Raw genomic sequence first — 19,907 nt, 5'->3', positions numbered from 1 at the left:
CTGCAGTCCTTGTGATTCTCACACTGGGGCTGCTGCTGGGTCTGCAGCCGCTGGCAACCGATCTCTATCTGCCCGCCCTGCCTCAGTTGCAGCAAGGCTTTGGCGCCCATGTCTCGCAGGCCCAGCTGACACTGACCGGCTTTTTGCTGGCCTTTGGCTGCTCGCAGATTTTCTGGGGCCCGCTGTCGGACCGGCTGGGCCGCCGCCCGGTCTTGCTGCTGGGCATCAGCGGCTATGTGATCGCCGCTCTGGGCTGCGCCAGCGCCCAGAGCATGGAGGCCTTGATTGCCTGGCGCAGCCTGCAAGGCGCAGCCCTGGGCGCCGGTGTGATGTGCGCGCGTGCCGTGGTTCGCGATCTCTACGCACCGCATATGGGCGCGCAAGTCATGTCCAAGGCGCTGACAGGCCTGGGCGTGCTGGCCTTTCTGGCCCCCATCAGTGGCAGCTTGCTCGTGGGCTGGCTGGGCTGGCGCTCCACCATGCTGGCCCAGGCCTTCATGGGCTGCCTGGCCTGGCTGCTGGTGGTGCTGCGCTTCAGGGAGTCGATTCCCCAGCGCAACCCGCAGGCGCTGCAAGCGGGCAATCTGCTGCGCACCTGGTTGCGCATTGTGCGCAACCCCATGTTCCAGGCCTACAACCTGCTGACCTGCTTCAGCTATGCAGGCCTGTTCACCAATCTGGCGGCCTCTTCGTTCACCTACATCAACGTGCTGCATATGGAGCGCACGCAATACGGGCTGATGCTGGGCGGCAACGCGCTGTGCTATATCGCCGGCACCTTCGCCTGCCGCCGTCTGCTGCGCAGCATGAGCGTGCAGCGCACCGTGGCCGTGGCGGGGGTGCTGTCGCTGACGGCAGGCTCCATCATGGGCCTGGCGGCCCTGGGCGATCTGCGCAGCATCTGGGCCTATGCCCTTCCCTTCTGTCTCTACCAGATCGCCCACGGCATTCACATGCCCTGCGGACAAAGCAATGCCATCGCACCCTTCCCCCAGGCAGCGGGCACGGCCTCGGCGATCAACGGCCTGGTGATGATGCTGATGGCTTTTGCCATGGGGCACTGGCTGGGACTGAATCTGGATGCGGATTCCACCATGCCGCTGGCTTTCGGCATCTGGTTCTGGTCGGCTTGCACTGCCATCACGGCATGGACGCTGGTACAGCGTTTTGGCATCAGCAAATCATGATTTGAAATAAGATTTTTGTGTTATTTAAAAACCAGTTTTTATTATTTTTCTTTTTATAGAGATTTTTTGAGAATGCCTGGACTGGCCAACGCGCCGCACTTTTGTGATCTCCAGCCATGCATTCCCGCCGCTCCTTTCTGCAGCAATCGCTGCTTGCCGCCAGCTCCGCTGGTTTCTCCCTCAGCTCTCTGGCCAAGGCCGCCGAGATATCCGCCGTTCCTCAGTCCAGCCGCATTCTGGTGGGCTTTGGCGCAGGTGGCGGCATCGATCTGCTGGCACGCGTACTGGCCGAAAACATCGCCGCACAGCTGGGCAGGAGCCACTACGTGGTGGTGGACAACAAGCCCGGCGCCAACGGCCAGATTGCCGCACAGACTCTGCTCAACGCCCCCAGCGACGGCAGCACCTATCTGATCGCACCGCTGATCACCCCGGTGCTCTCGCAGATCGTCTACAAAAAGCCCGGCTACGACCCTGCACGCGACTTCTCTCCGGTGGGTCTGCTCGCGCATTTCCAGTTCGGCCTGGCCGTCCCCGCCAGGCATCCAGCGCGCAATATTCAGGAATATGTGGCCTGGCTCAAGGCCAACCCCGAAAAAGCCAACTTCGGCAGCCCTGCCGTGGGCAGCCTGCCGCATTTCTTCGGTCTGCTGCTGGGCGAAGCGGCCGGCGTCAACATCGTGCATGTGCCCTACAAGGGCGGTCCGGCCATGATGACGGATCTGATCAGCGGCCAGTTGGCCTCCGCCATCCAGACCACCAGCGAGCTCGCTCCGCTGCACAAGGAAGGCAAGGTGCGCATTCTGGGCACCTTCGGCAGCCAGCGCGGTCGCGAGCTGCCCGATGTACCGACCTTTGCCGAAGCCGGCTACCCCAAGGCCACAGGCAGCGGCTGGTACAGCCTGTGGGCACGCAAAGGCACTTCGCCCGAAGCCATTGCCGCCGTCAACCGCGCCGTCAACCACGCGCTGCTCGACCCCAAGCTGCAACCCAAATGGGCGGAGCTGTCCCTGCAGCCTGACCCGCGCACGCCGCAGGCACTGGAGCAGTTGCGCGTGGCCGAAGTCGCCAAATGGCGTCCCGTGATTGCCAATTCCGGCTTTGCCATCGAATAAGCAGAACGACCTACTCATGACCGTACCGAATATCGTTTTCATCCTGGCCGACGATCTGGGCTGGGCCGACCTGGGCGTCTATGGCGCCACCGATTTCAAGACCCCGCATCTGGACCGCCTCGCCGCCCAGGGCGTGCGCTTCAATCAGGCCTATGCCAACTCGGCCGTCTGCTCGGCCACACGCATTGCGCTGATCACCGGACGCTATCAGTACCGGCTCCAGGCCGGGCTCGAAGAGCCGCTGGCACGCCATGGCGCGCAACTCGGCCTGCCGGCCGATCACCCCACGCTGCCGTCGCTGCTCAAGCAGGCCGGCTACGACACGGCGCTGATAGGTAAATGGCATCTGGGCAAGCCGCCCGCCTACGGCCCGCAGCGCAGCGGCTACGACTATTTCTTCGGCAATCACAGCGGTGCCATTGACTACTTCACGCACAAGCCCGGCGTGGGCGAGCAGTTCAGCCCCGACCTCTGGCAAGGCAACGAGCCCGTGGAGCGCACGGGCTACTACACCTATATCCTGGGTGATGAGGCCACACGCTATGTCCATGAGCGCAAGGACCAGGACAAGCCCTTTTTCCTGTCGCTGCACTTCACGGCACCGCACTGGCCTTGGGAAGGGCCTGACGACGAGCATGTCGCGCACAACATCAAGGACCTGTTCCACTACGACGGCGGCAGTCTCAAGAAATATGGCGAAATCGTCGAGGCGCTGGACAAGGCCGTGGGCCAGGTGCTGCAGGCGCTCGATGACACCGGCCAGGCCGACAACACCATCGTCATCTTCACCAGCGACAACGGCGGCGAACGCTTTTCCAAGACCTGGCCTTTCACGGGCCAGAAAACCGAGCTGCTGGAAGGCGGCATCCGCGTGCCCACATTGCTGCGCTGGAGCGCCCGCATCCAGCCCCAGGTCCAGGAGCAGGTCACAGCCAGCTTCGACTGGTTGCCCACGCTGCTGGCCGCTGCAGGTGCCAGGCCACACCCCGACTTCCCCAGCGACGGCCAGAACATCCTGCCCATCCTGGAGGGCCATGCAGCCAATACCGAGCGCAGCCTGTTCTGGCGCTACAAATCACAGACCCAGCGTGCCGTGCGCCAGGGACCCTGGAAATACCTCAAGATCAACGACAACGAGTTTTTGTTCAATGTGGAGGAGGACGCCCGCGAACGCGCCAATCTCAAGGAGCATCAGCCAGCAATCTTTACCGGGCTGCGCAGGCAATGGGAGGAATGGAACGAGCAATTGCTGCCCATCACGGCCGAAATCTACAGCCACGGCCTCTCGCCCGATATTCAGGCCGATCGCTATGTGCCGGCACGCCTGAGCCGGGGCTAGGCAGGGCACTAAGCCCCGCCGCTGCCGCCAGGCGGCAGGCTGCGTTATCCTTCACAACCAGCAAGAACCAATGACCGGCGGTCATTGGTTCTTGTGCTTTGACCTGTACGGATTTCGCCCATGACTGCTGCCCACGCCCTGCCCTGTATCGCCATTGCCGGCCCCACTGCCTCGGGCAAGACTGCGGCAGCGCTGGCATTGGCCGAGCGGCTGGCACAGCGCGGGCAGAAGGCCGAGATCATCAGCGTGGATTCGGCCCTGGTCTACCAGGGCATGGACATCGGCACAGCCAAGCCTACAAGGGACGAGCTGACTGCCGTGCCGCATCACCTCATCGACATCATCGATCCGCTGCAGGCTTATAGCGCGGCCGAGTTCGTGCGCGACACGCAAAAGCTGGTTGCCGAAATCCGCGCCCGCCAGGCCATACCTCTGCTGGTGGGCGGCACCATGCTGTATTTCAAGGCACTGATGGACGGGCTGGACGATATGCCTGCCGCCGACCCCGAAGTGCGCGCCATGCTGGATGCGCAGGCCGCCGAGCTGGGCTGGCCAGCCATGCATGCCAGACTAGCCCAGGTGGACCCCGTCACCGCAGCACGCCTGGCCCCCGGCGACAGCCAGCGCATCCAGCGCGCACTCGAGGTCTGGCATGTCTCGGGCAAACCGCTTTCAAGCTTTCACACGACCAGGAAAAAGACGGGCCCTGCCGAACAGATGGGACTTGCAACGCTTTTTTCGCTGGAGCCTGCAGAGCGAGCCTGGCTGCATCAGCGCATTGCGCTGCGCTTTGATCTCATGCTGGAGCAAGGCTTCCTCGACGAAGTGCGCAGCCTGCGCGCACGCGGCGATCTCCATCTGGACCTGCCCTCGATGCGCTGCGTGGGCTATCGCCAGGCCTGGGAAGTGCTGGACGCGCTGGAGGCCGATCCCGGCAAGCCGCTGGACATGGCGGGCCTGCGCGAGCGCGGCATCGCCGCCACACGCCAGTTGGCCAAGCGCCAGATCACCTGGCTACGCTCCATGCCCCAGCGCCATGCCATTGCCTGCGATGCACCCGGCGCCCAGCAGCAATTGCTGAATGCCGCCATGGCTGCCATTGACGCGGCGCAGCAAGACGCCAGCTAAGCACCACGACCGCAGCCGCCCATCGTTAAGATCGCTGCATGGCTGCCACCGACTCACCCTACGCCCATCCGCTGCTGCAGGTCAGCGACCTTGCCAAACGCTATGGCGAGGGCGAGGCCCAGACCACGGTCTTCGCGCAGGTGAGCTGCGAGATCGCCGCCGGCGAGTTTGTCGCCATCGTCGGCAACTCCGGCGTGGGCAAGTCCACCTTTCTCAACTGCCTGGCCGGGCTGGACAGTTGGCAGCAAGGCCGGGTTCTGCACAGCGGCACCGATCTGTCCACGCTCGATGAAGCCCGGCGCGCCATCTGGCGGCGCGCGCATCTGGGCTTTGTGTTCCAGGCCTTTCATGTCCTGCCCCATCTCGATGTGGCGCAGAACATTGCCCTGCCGCTGATGCTGCTGGGCCGCATGGACGGCCAGGGTCAGCAGCGCGTGCAGCAGGTGCTGCAAGCCGTGGGACTCGCAGGTCTGGGCCAGCGCCTGCCCCAGCAGCTCAGCGGCGGCCAACTGCAGCGCGTAGCCATAGCACGTGCCCTGGTGCATTCGCCGCCTCTGCTGCTGGCCGATGAGCCCACGGGCAATCTGGACCCATCCACAGCCCAGCAGATCATGGATTTGCTGCTGCAGCAAACCCGCGACAACGGCACGGCGCTGGTGCTCGTCACCCATTCCGCAGAAGCGGCCAGACGCGCCGACCGCGTGCTGCGGCTGACGGCAGGCGGCATGCAGGCCGAGCTCTCGGTGTCGCAGCAAACATCGCTAGGCCTGTGACTGCACGCCCCCCGCTTCTTATGCTGCTGAGCAGCTTCTCCTGGCAGGAGCTGCGCCAGCATCCCTGGCGCACGGCCACGGCGCTGATTGCCATCATGCTTGGCGTGGCACTGGGCTTTGCCGTCCATGTGATCAACCAGTCGGCACTGGACGAATTTTCCAGGGCGGTACGCAGCGTCAACGGCCAGCCCGATCTGCAACTGCACGCCATGCAGGGCGGTCTGCCGCTGGCACTCTATCCGCAGGTGGCGCAGACCCGGGGCATCGCCACCGCCGTTCCCTGGGTCGAAACCACGGTGTTGCTGCCGGGCAGCACTGCAGATTTGCAGACGCGCGGCACGCTAGGAGCAGCGCAAGGCGTGAGCTTGCGCGTGCTCGGCAGCGATGCCCTCAAACTGGCACCTGTCGCCCCGGCCCTGATGCCGCGCCTGTTTGAAGGCGGCAACCGGCTCGATCTGTTTGCTCCCGATGCCGTATTTCTCAATGCCGCCGCCTTGCAGGCCCTGCGTCTGAATCCTGAACAGGCCGCCAACGCCCCCATGCAATGGCTGCTCAACGGCCAGGCCCAGCAACTTCGCATTGCGGGCACGGTCGCCGCCAGCGGCGCACCGGTCGCAGTCATGGACATTGGCGCACTGCAGCAGAAGCTCGGCCTGTTTGACCGTATCGACAGGCTGGACCTTTTGCTGACCGACAGCGCCAGCCGCAGCCAGGTGACCACCGCCCTGCACGCCCTGCCGGCCTGGCAAGACCAGGTATTGATCCAGCAGCCCAGCGACGATCAGCAGCGCGTGGGCGAGATGTCGCGCGCCTACCGCGTCAACCTCACGGTGCTGGCGCTGGTGGCCTTGTTCACGGGAGCGTTTCTGGTGTTCTCGGTACTGGCACTCAGCGTGGCACAGCGCGCGCCGCAGTTTGCGCTGCTGGCCGTGCTCGGAGCCACGCCGCGCCAGCGCATGGCACTGGTGCTGCTGGAAGCGCTGGCGCTGGGGCTTATAGGCAGCCTGGCCGGTATTGCGCTGGGTACGGCACTGGCCTGGGTGGCGCTGCAGATGCTGGGCGGCGATCTGGGCGGCGGCTTCTTTGCCGGCGTGCAGCCAGCCCTGCACTGGAGCCCTGTGGCAGCGCTGGTCTTCGGTCTGCTGGGCCTTGCCGCCACGCTGGCCGGAGCCTGGTGGCCCGCACGCGCCGCCATGGATTTGCCGCCAGCGACCACGCTCAAGGGACTGGGCAGCACGCATGAGAGAGCCCCGCGCCTGTGGCCCGCAGTGACGCTGCTTTCAGCCAGCCTGGTGCTGGCCTTTATGCCACCGGTGGCAGGTATCCCGCTGGCGGCCTATATGGCCGTGGGCCTGCTGTTGCTGGGCGGCATGTCAGCCCTGCCCTGGCTGCTGGGTTCGGTGCTGGGACTGGTACCCAAGGCCTTCTCGCGCCAGCCGCTGGCCATGCTGGCGCTGGAGCGCGCGCGGCGCATGCGCCACGCCACTACCGTGGCCGTGGGCGGTGTGGTGGCAAGCCTGAGCCTGGCCGTAGCCTTGACGGTGATGGTCACCAGCTTTCGCGGCAGCATGATGGAGTGGCTGGATGCCGTGTTGCCCGCCCCCATGTATGTACGCGCCGCAGGCGGCTCCAGCCGTGTCGATGCAGCCCTGCTGCCGGCCGATGCGGCGCAGCGCCTGGAGCAGTTGCCCGGCATAGCGCGTGCCCAGGCCATGCGCAGCAGCCAGTTGGTGCTGAGCCCCGAGCGCCCGGCCATCAGTCTGCTGATTCGACCTCTTCAAGGTGAGCAGGCCATGCTGCTTCCCTGGGTGGAAGGCCCAATCTATGAGACACGCCCAGGCATTGCCGTGCACATCAGCGAAGCCGTGGCCCAGCTCTATGGCCTGAAGCCCGGTGATGCGTGGCCGCTGCTTTCCAAGGCTTTCAGCCTTCAAACCCATGACCACCAAACGCCGGAAGCTTCTTTTTACATAGCATCCGTGTGGCGCGACTATGTGCGTCAGTTCGGTGCCGTGGCCCTGGACTGGAAGGACTACCTGGCACTGTTGGGTCATGCAGGCAATGCAGCGCAGATCAGCGAGATCGCCGTCTGGCCGGAGTCCCAAAGCCAGTTGTCTGGCACCGATCTGCAAGCAGCGATAGAGCAGGCCCTCGGCACGCCGGGGCAGTCGCCCCCTGCGCTGGAGTTTGTCAGCAGCCAGGCGCTGCGCGAGCGCTCCCTGCGCATTTTCGATCGCAGCTTTGCCGTCACCTACTGGCTGCAGGCCGTGGCCATAGGCATAGGCCTGTTCGGCATTGCGGCCAGCTTCAGCGCCCAGGTACTGGCCAGACGCAAGGAATTCGGGCTGCTGGCCCATCTGGGCCTGACACGGCGCAATGTGCTGAGCGTGGTTGCCGCCGAGGGTCTGGCCTGGACCATGCTGGGCACCATCGCGGGCACGCTGCTGGGCCTGGGCGTGGCCGTGATCCTCGTGCATGTGGTCAACCCGCAGAGCTTTCACTGGACCATGGAGCTGCGCCTGCCCCTGCTGCGCCTGTTGGCGCTGGGCGCTGCCGTGGTGCTGGCAGGCGTCATCACCGCGTGGCTGGCCGGACGCCGGGCCGCCAGTGCCGACGCGGTGCTGGCCGTCAAGGAGGACTGGTAGCTATACCTGCACCCCTGTCAGCGTTTTTCACATGATTGCGCCGTTGCGCAGCGCACAATGAAACCTTCACCGCTGCGAGGAGTTCGTATGCAAATCCAGCCCTATCTCTTTTTCGATGGCCGCTGCGAAGAGGCCCTGGATTTCTACCAGGCCGCACTTGGGGCCGAGATCACCATGCTGATGCGCTACAAGGATGCTCCTCCGCAGCCCGAGTCATCGACCCAGCAAGGCTGCGGCCCGGGACAGATGGATCCCGAAAAAATCATGCACGCCAATGTCCAGATTGGCGAGACGCAGATCATGGCATCTGACGGCATGAACGGCGGCAAGCCGGACTTCAAAGGCTTTTCTCTGTCCATCACCGCGCCCAGCGAGAATGAGGCCGACCGCATCTTTGCCGCCATCGGCCAGGGCGGCAAGGTACAGATGGCGCTGGACACCACGTTTTTTGCGCGCCGTTTTGGCGTGGTGACCGACCGCTTCGGAGTCAGCTGGATGGTGATCGTTCCCCTGATCGATATCGGCTGAGGCAGCGCAAAGCAGCACCTCGAAGCTCATGGCATTGCGCTGATCGGCTGGGCGACAATGGACCATGCCTTATCAGCCCACGCACTCCCAGCCTCAACAACCGGCACTGCTGGCCCTGTCACGCAGGCAGTCCCTGCAGAGGCTGGCTGCTGCCGGGCTGGGCTGGGCTACCCTGGGCCTGCCTCTGCCAGGCATGGCTTTGCCGTCCAGAACCTTGCAGTTTCCACGCGACTTCGGCAGCCACCCTGATCTGCAGACGGAGTGGTGGTACATCACCGGACAGTTGCAGGCCGGCGGCAAGCCCTGGGGCTTTCAGCTGACTTTCTTTCGCTCGCGCATCGAAGCCGCGCAAGGCCTGCAATCGGCTCTTGCGGCCAAGCAGTTGATCTTCGCCCATGCGGCCCTGTGCGATGTCGAGGGCCAAAAGCTGCGCCACGACCAGCGCATGGCGCGCGCGGGACTGGGCCTGGCCGGAGCCAGCGAAAACGATACCGATGTGCATATCAACGACTGGTATCTCCAGCGTCGACCCGTACCAGGACGAAGCGCCAGCGAAGCCAGTCGCTACAGAGCTCTGCTGAGCAGCCAGGACTTCATACTGGATCTTGAATTTGACAGCACGCAGCCACTGCTGCTGCAGGGCTTGAATGGTCTTTCACGCAAAGGTCCGCGTGAGGAACAGGCCAGCTACTACTACAGTCAGCCTCAGCTCAAGGTCGGCGGCTCCATCACCGTGGGCGGGCAGCAACTGCCTGTGCAAGCCAGCGCACACAACCGCGCCTGGCTGGACCATGAATGCAGCGCGGCCATCATGGACCCTGAGGCTCAGGGCTGGGACTGGATAGGCATGAATCTCGATGACGGCAGCGCCCTCACGGCCTTTCATCTTCGCCGCCGCAATGGATCGGCGCTCTGGGCCGGTGGTTCATTCCGCGCGCCGAACCAGAGCGCGCAAATCTTTGCCGCCGATCAGGTACGGTTCAAACCGCTGCGCCACTGGAGCAGCCCGCACAGCAAAGCAAGTTACCCTGTGGCCTGGAGCGTGCAGACACCGGCGGGCCGTTTCGAGGTTCATGCGCTGGTGGACGACCAGGAACTGGACAGCCGCGCCAGCACCGGTGCCATTTACTGGGAGGGTCTGTGCGAGCTGCGCAACATAAGCGCCGATGGCACAAGCCGCCGCGTGGGTAACGGCTACCTGGAGATGACAGGCTATGCGAATGCGCTAAGGCTTTAGGGCCTGGGGCTTGCACACCAGAGCGCCGAGCTGATCGAGCAGAAGCTGCAGATGGCGTTCGCGCAAGCTCTCGCCCAAGAGATCGACCTGCAGCAGGCTCTGCCAGGTCGCGGCATGATCCACGCGGAAGCCGGACAGGGCCGAAATCAGATAGTGGACATCGACCGCGCTCAGTTGGTCCTTGAACAGGCCCTGCGCCACGCCGCGCTGCAGAATGCGCTCGATCGGCTCCAGCGCCGCCTTGCGCAACAGCTCGGTCTTGGAGATCTGGCCCAGCATCTCGCCGCCCTGGAAATTCTCCTGCAGCACCAGACGCGTGAACTCCTGGTTCTGCTCGTGATACTCGAAGCTCCTTTGCGCCAGCGCATGCAGCGCCTGCAAGGGCTCCAGCGCATCGAGATTGAGCTGCTCCTCCGACTCGCGAATATCCGAGTAGCTCTGCTCGATGACCGCGAGGTACACGTCTTTCTTGTTGCCGAAATAGTAGTAGAGCATGCGCTTGGCACAGCCCGCCTTGGCGGCAATGCGTTCCAGCCGCGCTCCGTCATAGCCGTAATTGGCAAACTCGGTCTTGCCCGCATCCAGCAGGGCTCGGCGCATATCGGCCGATGCATCGTCTGCCGAAGGCTGCTGGCTCAGTGAATTTTCAGGACCTTGCTGCTCGCTCACGACCACATCTCCATTGACTCAAGCGCGCGAGCGTAACACGCAGCGCAGGCATGAAAAAAGGCTCCCCACGCTTCCCACTGCGTGTGGTCGCGGCCCCTCCGAGAGGGGCGCTGCCCGGCGATGAAAAAAGCCATGGCTCTGATGAGCCATGGCTGTTCGGGTTCAATGCCTGCGTCGCTTATTTGCCGCTATCAGGCAGCGCGTAGGCAATCACGTAGTCACCGCGGTCGGGCGACTGACGGGCACCGCCGGCCGAGATGACCACATATTGCTTGCCGGTCCTGGGCGACTTGTAAGTCATGGGGCCGCCCTGGCTGCCAACTGGCAGTCGGCCCTTCCAGATTTCCTTGCCGGTGGCGCTATCCCAGGCGCGCAGATAGTAATCCTGCGTGCCGGCAAAGAACACCAGACCGCCCTGGGTTGCCAGCGTGCCGCCCAGTGTGGGCAGGCCCACAGGCATGGGCATGCGCATCTTGATGCCCATGGGACCCAGGTCCTGCACCGTGCCCACGGGCACCTGCCAGACCACTTGCTGGGTCTTCATGTCGATGGCGGTCAGCGTGCCGAACGGAGGCTTCTGGCAAGGAATGCCCAGAGGCGACATAAAGCGGTCCTTGATCACCGCATAGGGAGTGCCTCCCAGCGGCACCTGACCCATGCCGGTGTTGGGCGCTTCACCGCCGTCGGACAGCTTGTCCTTTTTCTGCTGGGGCATCATCTGCACCCACAGGCCCAGACGCATGTCGTTCACAAAGATCAGATTGTTGCCGGGATCCGCAGACAGGCCGCCCCAGTTCATGCCGCCCAGCGAACCCGGGAAACTCAGCGACACATCGGTGCCAGGCGCGGTGAACAGGCCTTCATAGCGCATGGACTTGAACTTGATGCGGCAGATCAGCTGATCCACCGGCGTCGCGCCCCACATATCGGCTTCGGTCAGGGTCTTGGTGCCGATCTGCGGCATGCCCACGGACAGAGGCTGGGTCGGGGCATACTTTTCGCCAGGAATATGACCGGGCTTGACGGCAATGTCCTCCACCTTGGTCAGCGGCTTTCCGCTGTGGCGGTCCAGCACAAAGATCTGACCGGCCTTGGTACCGACCACCAGCGCTGGCGTCGTCTTGCCGTCCGGCAAAGGGAAATCGATCAGTGTGGGAGCCATGGGAAGGTCGAAGTCCCACAAGTCGTTGTGCACTGTCTGGTACACCCATTTCTCCTTGCCCGTGGCAGCATCCAGCGCGAGGATGGACGCACCGTACTTCAGGTCCGCTGCAGAGCGCGTGGCGCCATACAGGTCCACCGAAGCCGATCCCATGGGCAGGTACACCGTATTGGAGCTGGGATCGTAAGTTGTTCCCGCCCAGACATTGGCCGATGAGCGGGTGTAGGTCTCGCCGGACTTGAGCACTTCATTGGGCGTGGCCGAGCCTGAGTCGAACGCCCAGCGCTGTGCGCCAGTCATTACATCGAAGCCGCGAATCACGCCACTGGGCATGTCCACCTGTACGTTGTCGGCCACGCGGCCGCCGATCACCACCGTGGTGCCGGCCACCGTGGGCGCCGATGTCAGGGTGTAGAACGCGGGATTCGAAATAGTGCCGACGCCCTGCTTGAGGTCGACCACGCCGTGATCGCCGAACTCGCCGCACAACTCGCCATTATCTGCGTTGATGGCAAACAGACGTGCATCGATGGTGTTCATCAGAATGCGGCGCTTGCAGGCGGCGCCAGCAGGCAGGCTCACCGCCTGCACCGGAGTCGATCCCGGCACGCTGGGCTGAACCAGTGCGGCATCCGCATCAAAGTAGGCCAGTCCGCGGCAGCGCTCCCACACACCGCCCACATGGGAGTTGGTGTCATGACGCCACAGCTGCTTGCCAGAGTCTGCGTCGAGCGCGATCACGTTGTTGCTGGGCGTGCAGACAAACACCTTGTCGCCCACCTGCAGCGGTGTGGTCTGGTCTTCAGCGCCGGCGCCTGTGGACTTGGGTATGTCGCCGGTGCGAAAAGTCCAGGCCACCTGCAACTGGCTGACGTTGTCCACGTTGATCTGATCCAGCGCGGCAAAGCGGTCGTTGTTGCTGCTGTTGCCGTAATGGCTCCAGTCCTTTTGCTCGCTGGCCGCATCCACAGGCTTGCGTGCCACGGCAGACGGGGTCTGCACCTCGGGGTGAATCTGGAACATGGACACAAAGGCCGCCATGCCAGCCACCAGCATGACCGCCGCTGCAGCAAATGGCGCCTTGCTGGACGACGCCTTGCCCGGCTCGCCAGCCTTGCGCAGCAAGGGCATGCTGGCCAGCACCACCACGGCTGCAAAGGTCAGCGCCAGCAGACGCGAAATCAGGCTCCAGTAATCCAGGCCCACTTCGGCCAGCGCCCACAACACGGTCGCGCCGAAAGTGCCCAGGTAGAACCATGCGCCGCTCACGCGGCGGCGAACCAGTTGCACGCCGGACAGCAGCAGCCCCAGGCCAGCGAGCAAAAAGTACCAGCTGCCGCCCAGGCTGATGAGCTTGCCACCGCCTATCAAGAAGAACAGGCCGGCAAGCGCCAGCGCCGCCCCCAGAACCCAGAGCCAGATGCGCGCGGCCAAGGGCTGCGCCTGCTCCCGATGTGTCATATCGAACCTCGAACTGTATGCGCCTGCACGCGCACCGGCATCCGGCTGCACTCAGGCATTTTTGTTATGAGAAATAAAGTCCATTGTTATGAGAAATAAAGTCCATCGCTTGCAAACGTGTACCAGGAATTTCAGGAATCTCTGAAATTTCGATTTCCACGCTGAAGTCAGGACAATAAAAAAGGCCGCAGATGCGGCCTTTGGAGAGAGGGCGAAGCGCCTTATTTGCGACGCAACAGCCAGGCGATCAACTCGCCCATGATGCCCTTGCGGAACAGCAGCACACAGAGCACAAAGATCAGGCCGGTGACGATGGTGACCGATTCGCCCAGCGTGCTGAACCATTCCACTCCCGTGGTGTGCGCCAGAAAGGTACCGAACTCGCCGATCTTGTTTTCCAGCGCCACAACGACGGCCGAGCCCAGCAGCGGCCCCGACAGCGTGCCCAAGCCGCCCATCAGCGTCATCAGAATCACATGCCCGGAGGTGGTCCAGTGCACATCGGACAAGGTCGCAAAGCCGAGCACCAGAGTCTTCAGAGAGCCGGCCAGACCCGTCAGGGCCGCAGAGATGACAAAGGCCAGCAGCTTGAAGCGGTTGACGTCATAGCCCAGGGAGATGGCGCGCGGCTCGTTCTCTTTGATGGCCTTGAGCACCTGCCCGAACGGCGAATGAATGGTGCGCACGATGAGCAGAAAGGCCGCTGCCACGATGATCAGCGCCACGTAGTACATGACCATATCGCTGCTCAGATCGATCACGCCGAACAGCTTGCCGCGCGGCACGCCCTGCAGGCCGTCTTCGCCGCCTGTGAACTTGGCCTGCAGCGCGACAAAGAACAGCATCTGTGCCAGCGCCAGCGTGATCATGGAGAAATAAATGCCCTGGCGACGGATGGCCAGCCAGCCAAAGATCAGGCCCAGCAGACCGCCGACCACCGTACCCAGCAACATGCCGACTTCGGGCGTAAAGCCCCAGGCCTTGATGGTGTAGCCCGCCACATAGGCCGCACCGCCCAGAAACGCGGCGTGGCCGAAGGACAGCAGACCCGTATAGCCCAGCAAGAGATTGAAGGCCGAAGCAAACAGTGCAAAGCACATCAGCTTCATGACAAAAACCGGATAGGCACCGAGGAAGGGCGCGACGATCAGGCCCAGCAGCAGCAGGCCATAGCCCACGGGGGCAATGCGTTGAACAAGCGTCTTGGATTTCATGTCGTGCCCCTCTTATTTTTCTTTACCGAACAAGCCAGCGGGGCGAATCAGCAAAACAATGACCATGATGAAAAACACGACGGTGGACGATGCTTCAGGCCAGAAAACCTTGGTCAGCCCTTCGATGACGCCCAGCGCCAGACCTGTGAGAATCGATCCCATGATGGAGCCCATGCCGCCAATCACAACCACGGCAAACACCACGATGATCAGGTTCTGCCCCATCAGCGGCGTGACTTGGTAGACGGGAGCGGCCAGCACGCCGGCAAAAGCCGCCAGCGCTGCACCGAAGGCATAGGTCAGCGTGATCATCACGGGCACGTTGACGCCGAAAGCCTCGACCAGGCGCGGGTTTTCGGTACCGGCACGCAGATAGGCACCGATGCGCGTCTTCTCGATCACAAACCAGGTTGCCACGCACACCACGATGGAAGCCACGACCACCCAGGCACGGTAATTGGGCAGGATCATGAAGCCCAGATTGGTCGCGCCCTCAAGCAGCTCGGGCGTGTCATAGCCCAGGCCCGAGACGCCATAGACGGAGCGGAACACCCCCTCGATCAGCAGCGACAGCCCCAGCGTCAGCAGCAGGCCGTAGAGATGATCGAGCTTGTAGATCCAGCGCAGCAAGAAGCGCTCGATCAACACCCCCAGAATCCCCACCAGCACCGGCGACAGGATCAGCATCACCCAGTAGTTGATGCCGAAATAGCTCATGGCCATCCAGGTGCACATGGCCCCCAGCATGAACAGGGCTCCATGCGCAAAGTTGATGACATTGAGCAGGCCGAAGATCACGGCCAGGCCCAGACTCAGAATTGCGTAGAACGAACCGTTGACCAGCCCCAGAAGGAGCTGGCTCATCAGGCCGGGCAATGAAACGCCGAAGATTTCCATGAGAGATACGCTGGTGAGGGTGAGGTGTGCATCAAACCGGTAGCGCCATTACTTCCAGAGCGCGCACTTGGTTTCGGCCTTGGTGGTCCAGACCGTATCGGCAGGCAACTTGGTCAGCACCTTGAGGTAGTCCCAGGGCTTGGTGGATTCGCTGGGCTTCTTGGCTTCGACCAGATACATATCGTGGGCGAAAGTGCCGTCGGGACGGATCACGCCCTTGCCGTAGAAGTCGTTGATGGGCGTGCTCTTGAGATGGGCCATCACCTTGTCGGCGTTGGTGGTCTTCACCGCTTCCACGGCCTTCAGGTAGTTCATCACGGCCGAGTAGTCGGCGGCCTGCACATCGGTAGGCATGCGCTTGGTCTTGGCAAAGAACTTGTTGGCGAACTTGCGCGATTCGTCGTTCATGTCCCAGTACCAGCTGGTGGTGTGCAGCAGGCCTTCGGTGTTCTTCAGGCCCAGGCTGTGGATGTCGGTCAGAAAGACCAGCAGACCGGCGGTCTTCATGGTCTTGTTGATGCCGAACTCCTTGGCGGCCTTGATGGCATTGATGGTGTCGCCGCCCGCATTGGCCAGACCCAGGATATGCGCCTTGGAGCTTTGCGCCTGCAGCAGGAAGGACGAGAAGTCCGAGGCATTGAGCGGGTGCTTGACCGAGCCCAGCACCTTGCCGCCCTTGGCGTTGATGACCTTGGTGGTGTCGGCCTCCAGTGCCTGGCCGAATGCATAGTCGGCCGTCAGGAAGAACCAGTCCTTGCCGCCGCGATCCACCACCGCACCGCCCGTGCCCTTGGCCAGGGCCACGGTGTCGTAGGCGTAGTGCACGGTATAGGGGTTGCACTGCTCGTTGGTCAGCGCGGAAGAACCCGCGCCGCTGTTGAAGTGAACGCGCTTTTTCTCGTTGGCGATCTGGGAAACCGCCAGTGCCGTGCCGGAATTGGTGCCGCTGAAGACCATGGAGATGCCCTGCGTATCAATCCATTCGCGCACCTTGGACGCGGCGATGTCGGCCTTGTTCTGATGGTCTGCGCTGACCAGCTCGATAGGCTGGCCCAGGACCTTGCCGCCGAAGTCGTCGATTGCCATCTGCATGGCGACCGCACCGTTCTTGCCCTCCACGTCGGCGTACAGGCTGGACATATCGGTGACGAAACCGATCTTCACCTTTTCCTGGGCCTGGGCCAGAGGGCTGGACAGGCCGGCCACGGCCAGCATGCACGAGAGAACGCTCAGTTTTGCTTTCATCTTTATCTCCACGGGTTGGTTCTTTGTTATGAACGAAATGGAATTGCTTGCAGGCTCAGACACCCAGCAGCTCGTTGAGTACGGACATCTTCTCGTCCAGTTCGCTGGCTCCGAAGCGCAAAGCGACATGACCGTGCTCGACCACATAGAAGCGGTCGGCCAGCGGCGCGGCAAAGCGGAAGTTCTGCTCCACCATCACCACGGTGTAGCCCTTTTCGCGCAGCGTGGTGATCATGCGAGCCAGGGTCTGGACGATGACGGGGGCCAGGCCTTCGGAAATTTCATCGAGCAGCAGCAGGCGCGCGCCCGTTCGCAGGATCCGCGCCACGGCCAGCATCTGCTGCTCGCCGCCCGAAAGGCGCGTGCCCTGGCTGTTCCTGCGCTCATAGAGGTTGGGGAACATCTGGTAGATCTCGTCGATGCTCATCCCCGGCTCGCCGGTCTTGAGCGGCGGCGGCAGCATCAGATTCTCTTCACAGGACAGGCTGGAGAAAATGCCGCGCTCCTCGGGGCAGTAACCCACGCCCAGGTGGGCGATCTTGTGCGTGGGCATGTGAATGGTTTCCACGCCATTGATCCTGATCGAGCCCTTGCGCGAGCCGGTCAACCCCATGATGGCGCGCAGCGTGGAAGTGCGCCCTGCGCCATTGCGGCCCAGCAGGGTCACCACCTCGCCGGGATTGACCACCAGATCCATGCCATGCAGCACATGGGATTCGCCATACCAGGCATTGAGTCCCGAAATTTCCAGCGCCGGAGTACTTGTCTTATTCATTCGTATCACTCAAATCACGCACGAAACCATCAAAGAGGCAGCGAGGAAGAGCCGCCCCGCACCGAGGCTGCCGTCCCCCTCAGGGGGAAGCCGCGTGAGCGGCACAGGGGGAGCATTCAATGCCCTCCCTGAAGCTGTCCGTCCGTGGTCCCCATATAGGCTTCCATCACCTGCGGATTGCGCGAAACCTCTTCGTAGCGCCCTTCGGCCAGAACGGCGCCGCGCTGCAGCACGGTGATGCGATCGGCGATGGTGGCAATCACCTTCATGTTGTGCTCCACCATCAGGATGGTGCGGCCGGCAGAGACCTTCTTGATGAGCTGGGTCACGCGATCCACATCCTCATGGCCCATGCCCTGTGTGGGTTCGTCCAGCAGCATCAGCTCGGGCTCCATGGCCAGCGTGGTCGCAATTTCCAGGGCGCGCTTGCGCCCATAAGGCAGGTTCACGGTCACTTCATCGGCCAGGTCCTGCAGCCCGACTTCGGTCAGCAGTTCCATGGCGCGGTCATTGAGCTGATTGAGTGTCTTCTCGCTGGTCCAGAACTGATAGGCCGTGCCCAGCTGGCGCTGCAGGCCTATGCGCACGTTCTCCAGCAAGGTGCAGTGCGGAAACACGGCGGAAATCTGAAACGAGCGAATCACGCCGCGTCGCGCAATCTGTGCCGGCGCCTCGCGGGTAATGTCCAGCCCGTTGAACTGGATGCTCCCGGAAGTGGGCTCCAGAAACTTGGTCAGCAGATTGAAGCAAGTGGTCTTGCCTGCTCCATTGGGCCCGATCAGCGCGTGAATGGAGCCACGCTGCACGGCCAGATCCACCTTGCTGACGGCGGTAAAGCCTTTGAACTCTTTGGTGAGTTGCCTGGTTTCGAGAATAAGGTCGCTCATGCGCTGGCCGTCAGTCCTGAATGCTGCAAAACAAAGAGGGGAGCAACTTGCTGTACTTCCTCTGCCTGAGCGGCATCTTGGTCTTTCATGCTGCAGTGCCGCAGCGGGAAACTCCTAGGAATGAAGAGCCATCGGACTTATGCTTTCCCTAATCTTCCATAAAACAAATAGCAACAACAGAAGTAACTGCAAACTTCAAACTCATCGCAACTGCAAGCCACGCCAGAGACAGAGGCATCCCCAGGAATGTCAGCATCCACTTCGGAATCTCTAAAAAAGCTTATGCCTTATACATATTGCGCTATCAATATTAGTAAGACTGGGCGAAATGCGCCCTCATAGCACAGCGCTCCCCAGATTGGCCCTGATGCCGTAAACCCTGAGTCGCTCAATTCCCACTGGAGTAACCGGGTTACTAGCCCAATGCTCGCAAATATGCTTGCCATTTGTCGTCCTTAAAAATCAAGGGCGACAAAGAACAGCCATATCGCTATTAATTTAAAAGCTTCTTCCGATTGCCTCATATGAATTTCATGCTCTTTTATCCATGAAATAAATACTCAATCGGCAATAGCAGCTATCAAATTATTCAGCAATCGATGCCTGAGGCCATGCCTGCAAGACCTGCCGCGCTGCTCTTGAGTTCCTGCGTGAAAACGAATGGAATAAAACCCCTTGCAGAACTGTTTACTGCAGGTCAACCACAAGGAGAGACCTCATGTTTCGCATCGCTTCTCTGACGCTAGCTTCCGCCGCCCTGCTGGCGGCCTGCTCGACCGGCTCGGTCACTTCGGCAAAATCCCCTGCCACCACCCTCAACGGCGTGCTGGTCGGACCGACCCAGATGACGCTCTACGTCTTTGACAAGGATGCCGCAGGCTCCGGCAAAAGCGTCTGCAACGGCGGCTGCGCCACCAACTGGCCGCCTTTGATGGCCCCCGCGAATGCGGCGCCGATCGGCGACTGGAGCGTGGTGATGCGCGACGACGGCAGCAAGCAGTGGGCTTACAAGGGCCGCCCCCTCTATCACTGGGTCAAGGATGCCAAGCCCGGCGACATGACGGGTGACGGCTTTCTCAACAATAGCTGGCATGTCGCCAAGCCTTGAGTGAAGGTCGACGCCGCCCTGGTCCATATTCCCCGCCTGCGCCGCTATGCGCGTGCGCTGGCGGGCGATGCCGCGCTGGCAGACGATCTGGTGCAGGACACCCTGGAGCGCGCCTGCCAGAAGTGGGCCCTATGGCAGCCGCCGGCCGCCGCCTCGACCGAGCAGGTGCAAAAGGCCTTGCTCAGCTGGCTGCTGACCTTGATGCACAACCTCTATGCCAATCAGTGGCAGCAGTCCTCGCGGCATCGCATGGTGGAGCTTGACGAGGCGCAGGACACGCCTCACGACCCCATGCCCAGACTGACGCTGCAACTGGATCTGGAGCGGGCCCTGTCCCATCTCACGCCGCAGGCACGCGAGGTGCTGCTGCTGATCGGCATGGAGCAGTTCAGCTATGGCGAAGCCGCGCAGATGCTGGGCGTTCCCGTGGGAACGGTGATGTCGCGCCTCTCGCGTGCCCGCGAGCAGCTCAGGCGCCTCATGGAAGGAGAAAGACCCGCGACGACCGTGTTGAGGGCTGTCAAATGAAGGAAAGTG

Annotated in this window: 17 protein-coding genes; 10 read left to right on the top strand and 7 right to left on the bottom strand. The window is 62.5% G+C overall.

All coding sequences use genetic code 11. The features are described from left to right. The first annotated feature begins 11 nt into the window (after positions 1-11). The 8 genes from CSE6_RS04260 to CSE6_RS04225 all read left to right on the top strand — a co-directional run bounded on the left by CSE6_RS04260 (position 12) and on the right by CSE6_RS04225 (position 9,952). Positions 12-1,187: a multidrug effflux MFS transporter gene (locus CSE6_RS04260; RefSeq protein WP_034378782.1), complete on the top strand. Its 1,176-nt coding sequence runs from the start codon at positions 12-14 to the stop codon at positions 1,185-1,187. A 116-nt stretch (positions 1,188-1,303) separates the two neighbouring features. Continuing rightward, a complete protein-coding gene (locus CSE6_RS04255; protein ID WP_059439948.1) occupies positions 1,304-2,302 on the top strand; it encodes a tripartite tricarboxylate transporter substrate-binding protein in 999 nt (332 codons plus the stop codon). A gap of 16 nt (positions 2,303-2,318) precedes the next feature. Next, positions 2,319-3,641, top strand: coding sequence for a sulfatase (locus CSE6_RS04250; RefSeq protein WP_059439947.1), 1,323 nt, complete (start codon positions 2,319-2,321; stop codon positions 3,639-3,641). A gap of 120 nt (positions 3,642-3,761) precedes the next feature. After that, the gene (gene miaA, locus CSE6_RS04245) at positions 3,762-4,769 is read left to right on the top strand and encodes a tRNA (adenosine(37)-N6)-dimethylallyltransferase MiaA (protein WP_059439946.1); all 1,008 of its coding nucleotides are present in this window, start codon (positions 3,762-3,764) and stop codon (positions 4,767-4,769) included. 38 nt (positions 4,770-4,807) lie between these two features. Continuing rightward, complete coding sequence (locus CSE6_RS04240; protein WP_059439945.1) at positions 4,808-5,542, top strand: ABC transporter ATP-binding protein; 735 nt, start codon at positions 4,808-4,810, stop codon at positions 5,540-5,542. A gap of 20 nt (positions 5,543-5,562) precedes the next feature. Continuing rightward, positions 5,563-8,187: an FtsX-like permease family protein gene (locus CSE6_RS04235; protein WP_059439944.1), complete on the top strand. Its 2,625-nt coding sequence runs from the start codon at positions 5,563-5,565 to the stop codon at positions 8,185-8,187. Positions 8,188-8,274: 87 nt separating this feature from the next. Continuing rightward, positions 8,275-8,715, top strand: a complete 441-nt coding sequence (locus CSE6_RS04230) for a VOC family protein (RefSeq protein WP_034359893.1) — start codon at positions 8,275-8,277, stop codon at positions 8,713-8,715. Between the two features lie 64 nt (positions 8,716-8,779). Next, entirely contained in the window at positions 8,780-9,952 is a 1,173-nt protein-coding gene (locus CSE6_RS04225) for a lipocalin-like domain-containing protein (protein ID WP_059439943.1), read from the top strand. Here the strand turns inward: CSE6_RS04225 and CSE6_RS04220 are convergent. The 7 genes from CSE6_RS04220 to CSE6_RS04190 form a co-directional block, all read right to left on the bottom strand. Continuing rightward, positions 9,941-10,621, bottom strand: a complete 681-nt coding sequence (locus CSE6_RS04220; RefSeq protein ID WP_059439962.1) for a TetR/AcrR family transcriptional regulator — start codon at positions 10,619-10,621, stop codon at positions 9,941-9,943. The two genes, CSE6_RS04225 and CSE6_RS04220, sit on opposite strands and share 12 nt — an antisense overlap. A 178-nt stretch (positions 10,622-10,799) precedes the next feature. After that, the gene (locus tag CSE6_RS04215) at positions 10,800-13,244 is read right to left on the bottom strand and encodes a membrane-bound PQQ-dependent dehydrogenase, glucose/quinate/shikimate family (RefSeq protein WP_059439942.1); all 2,445 of its coding nucleotides are present in this window, start codon (positions 13,242-13,244) and stop codon (positions 10,800-10,802) included. A 221-nt stretch (positions 13,245-13,465) separates the two neighbouring features. After that, positions 13,466-14,458 carry a branched-chain amino acid ABC transporter permease gene (locus CSE6_RS04210; protein WP_034359889.1) on the bottom strand — a complete coding sequence of 331 codons (993 nt, stop codon included), beginning with the start codon at positions 14,456-14,458 and terminating at the stop codon, positions 13,466-13,468. A 12-nt stretch (positions 14,459-14,470) separates the two neighbouring features. Beyond that, a complete protein-coding gene (locus CSE6_RS04205; protein ID WP_003057801.1) occupies positions 14,471-15,355 on the bottom strand; it encodes a branched-chain amino acid ABC transporter permease in 885 nt (294 codons plus the stop codon). 48 nt (positions 15,356-15,403) lie between these two features. Next, positions 15,404-16,600 carry an ABC transporter substrate-binding protein gene (locus CSE6_RS04200; protein WP_034378762.1) on the bottom strand — a complete coding sequence of 399 codons (1,197 nt, stop codon included), beginning with the start codon at positions 16,598-16,600 and terminating at the stop codon, positions 15,404-15,406. Between the two features lie 55 nt (positions 16,601-16,655). Then, positions 16,656-17,375, bottom strand: a complete 720-nt coding sequence (locus CSE6_RS04195; protein WP_003064410.1) for an ABC transporter ATP-binding protein — start codon at positions 17,373-17,375, stop codon at positions 16,656-16,658. Between the two features lie 116 nt (positions 17,376-17,491). Continuing rightward, the gene (locus CSE6_RS04190; RefSeq protein ID WP_034359801.1) at positions 17,492-18,262 is read right to left on the bottom strand and encodes an ABC transporter ATP-binding protein; all 771 of its coding nucleotides are present in this window, start codon (positions 18,260-18,262) and stop codon (positions 17,492-17,494) included. A 718-nt stretch (positions 18,263-18,980) separates the two neighbouring features. On the opposite strand from CSE6_RS04190, the gene CSE6_RS04185 reads away from it, so the two are divergent. Together CSE6_RS04185 and CSE6_RS04180 are read left to right on the top strand one after the other, a co-directional pair. Continuing rightward, entirely contained in the window at positions 18,981-19,370 is a 390-nt protein-coding gene (locus CSE6_RS04185; protein WP_003064405.1) for a hypothetical protein, read from the top strand. Continuing rightward, the gene (locus tag CSE6_RS04180; RefSeq protein ID WP_034408699.1) at positions 19,371-19,898 is read left to right on the top strand and encodes an RNA polymerase sigma factor; all 528 of its coding nucleotides are present in this window, start codon (positions 19,371-19,373) and stop codon (positions 19,896-19,898) included. It abuts the gene before it with no gap. The last annotated feature ends 9 nt before the right edge of the window (positions 19,899-19,907 follow it).

This window comes from Comamonas sp. E6 (assembly GCF_001010305.1).
Taxonomy (GTDB): Bacteria; Pseudomonadota; Gammaproteobacteria; order Burkholderiales; family Burkholderiaceae_C; genus Comamonas; species Comamonas thiooxydans.
This window is presented reverse-complemented; position numbering and strand designations above follow the sequence as displayed.

Excerpts from the sequence above, each read along its gene's own strand:
- CSE6_RS04255 (WP_059439948.1), top strand. The coding sequence starts at position 1,304 with ATGCATTCCCGCCGCTCCTTTCTGCAGCAATCGCTGCTTGCCGCCAGC.
- CSE6_RS04250 (WP_059439947.1), top strand. The coding sequence starts at position 2,319 with ATGACCGTACCGAATATCGTTTTCATCCTGGCCGACGATCTGGGCTGG.
- miaA (WP_059439946.1), top strand. The coding sequence starts at position 3,762 with ATGACTGCTGCCCACGCCCTGCCCTGTATCGCCATTGCCGGCCCCACT.
- CSE6_RS04240 (WP_059439945.1), top strand. The coding sequence starts at position 4,808 with ATGGCTGCCACCGACTCACCCTACGCCCATCCGCTGCTGCAGGTCAGC.
- CSE6_RS04235 (WP_059439944.1), top strand. The coding sequence starts at position 5,563 with ATGCTGCTGAGCAGCTTCTCCTGGCAGGAGCTGCGCCAGCATCCCTGG.
- CSE6_RS04230 (WP_034359893.1), top strand. The coding sequence starts at position 8,275 with ATGCAAATCCAGCCCTATCTCTTTTTCGATGGCCGCTGCGAAGAGGCC.
- CSE6_RS04225 (WP_059439943.1), top strand. The coding sequence starts at position 8,780 with ATGCCTTATCAGCCCACGCACTCCCAGCCTCAACAACCGGCACTGCTG.
- CSE6_RS04215 (WP_059439942.1), bottom strand. The coding sequence starts at position 13,244 with ATGACACATCGGGAGCAGGCGCAGCCCTTGGCCGCGCGCATCTGGCTC.
- CSE6_RS04210 (WP_034359889.1), bottom strand. The coding sequence starts at position 14,458 with ATGAAATCCAAGACGCTTGTTCAACGCATTGCCCCCGTGGGCTATGGC.
- CSE6_RS04205 (WP_003057801.1), bottom strand. The coding sequence starts at position 15,355 with ATGGAAATCTTCGGCGTTTCATTGCCCGGCCTGATGAGCCAGCTCCTT.
- CSE6_RS04200 (WP_034378762.1), bottom strand. The coding sequence starts at position 16,600 with ATGAAAGCAAAACTGAGCGTTCTCTCGTGCATGCTGGCCGTGGCCGGC.
- CSE6_RS04195 (WP_003064410.1), bottom strand. The coding sequence starts at position 17,375 with ATGAATAAGACAAGTACTCCGGCGCTGGAAATTTCGGGACTCAATGCC.
- CSE6_RS04190 (WP_034359801.1), bottom strand. The coding sequence starts at position 18,262 with ATGAGCGACCTTATTCTCGAAACCAGGCAACTCACCAAAGAGTTCAAA.
- CSE6_RS04185 (WP_003064405.1), top strand. The coding sequence starts at position 18,981 with ATGTTTCGCATCGCTTCTCTGACGCTAGCTTCCGCCGCCCTGCTGGCG.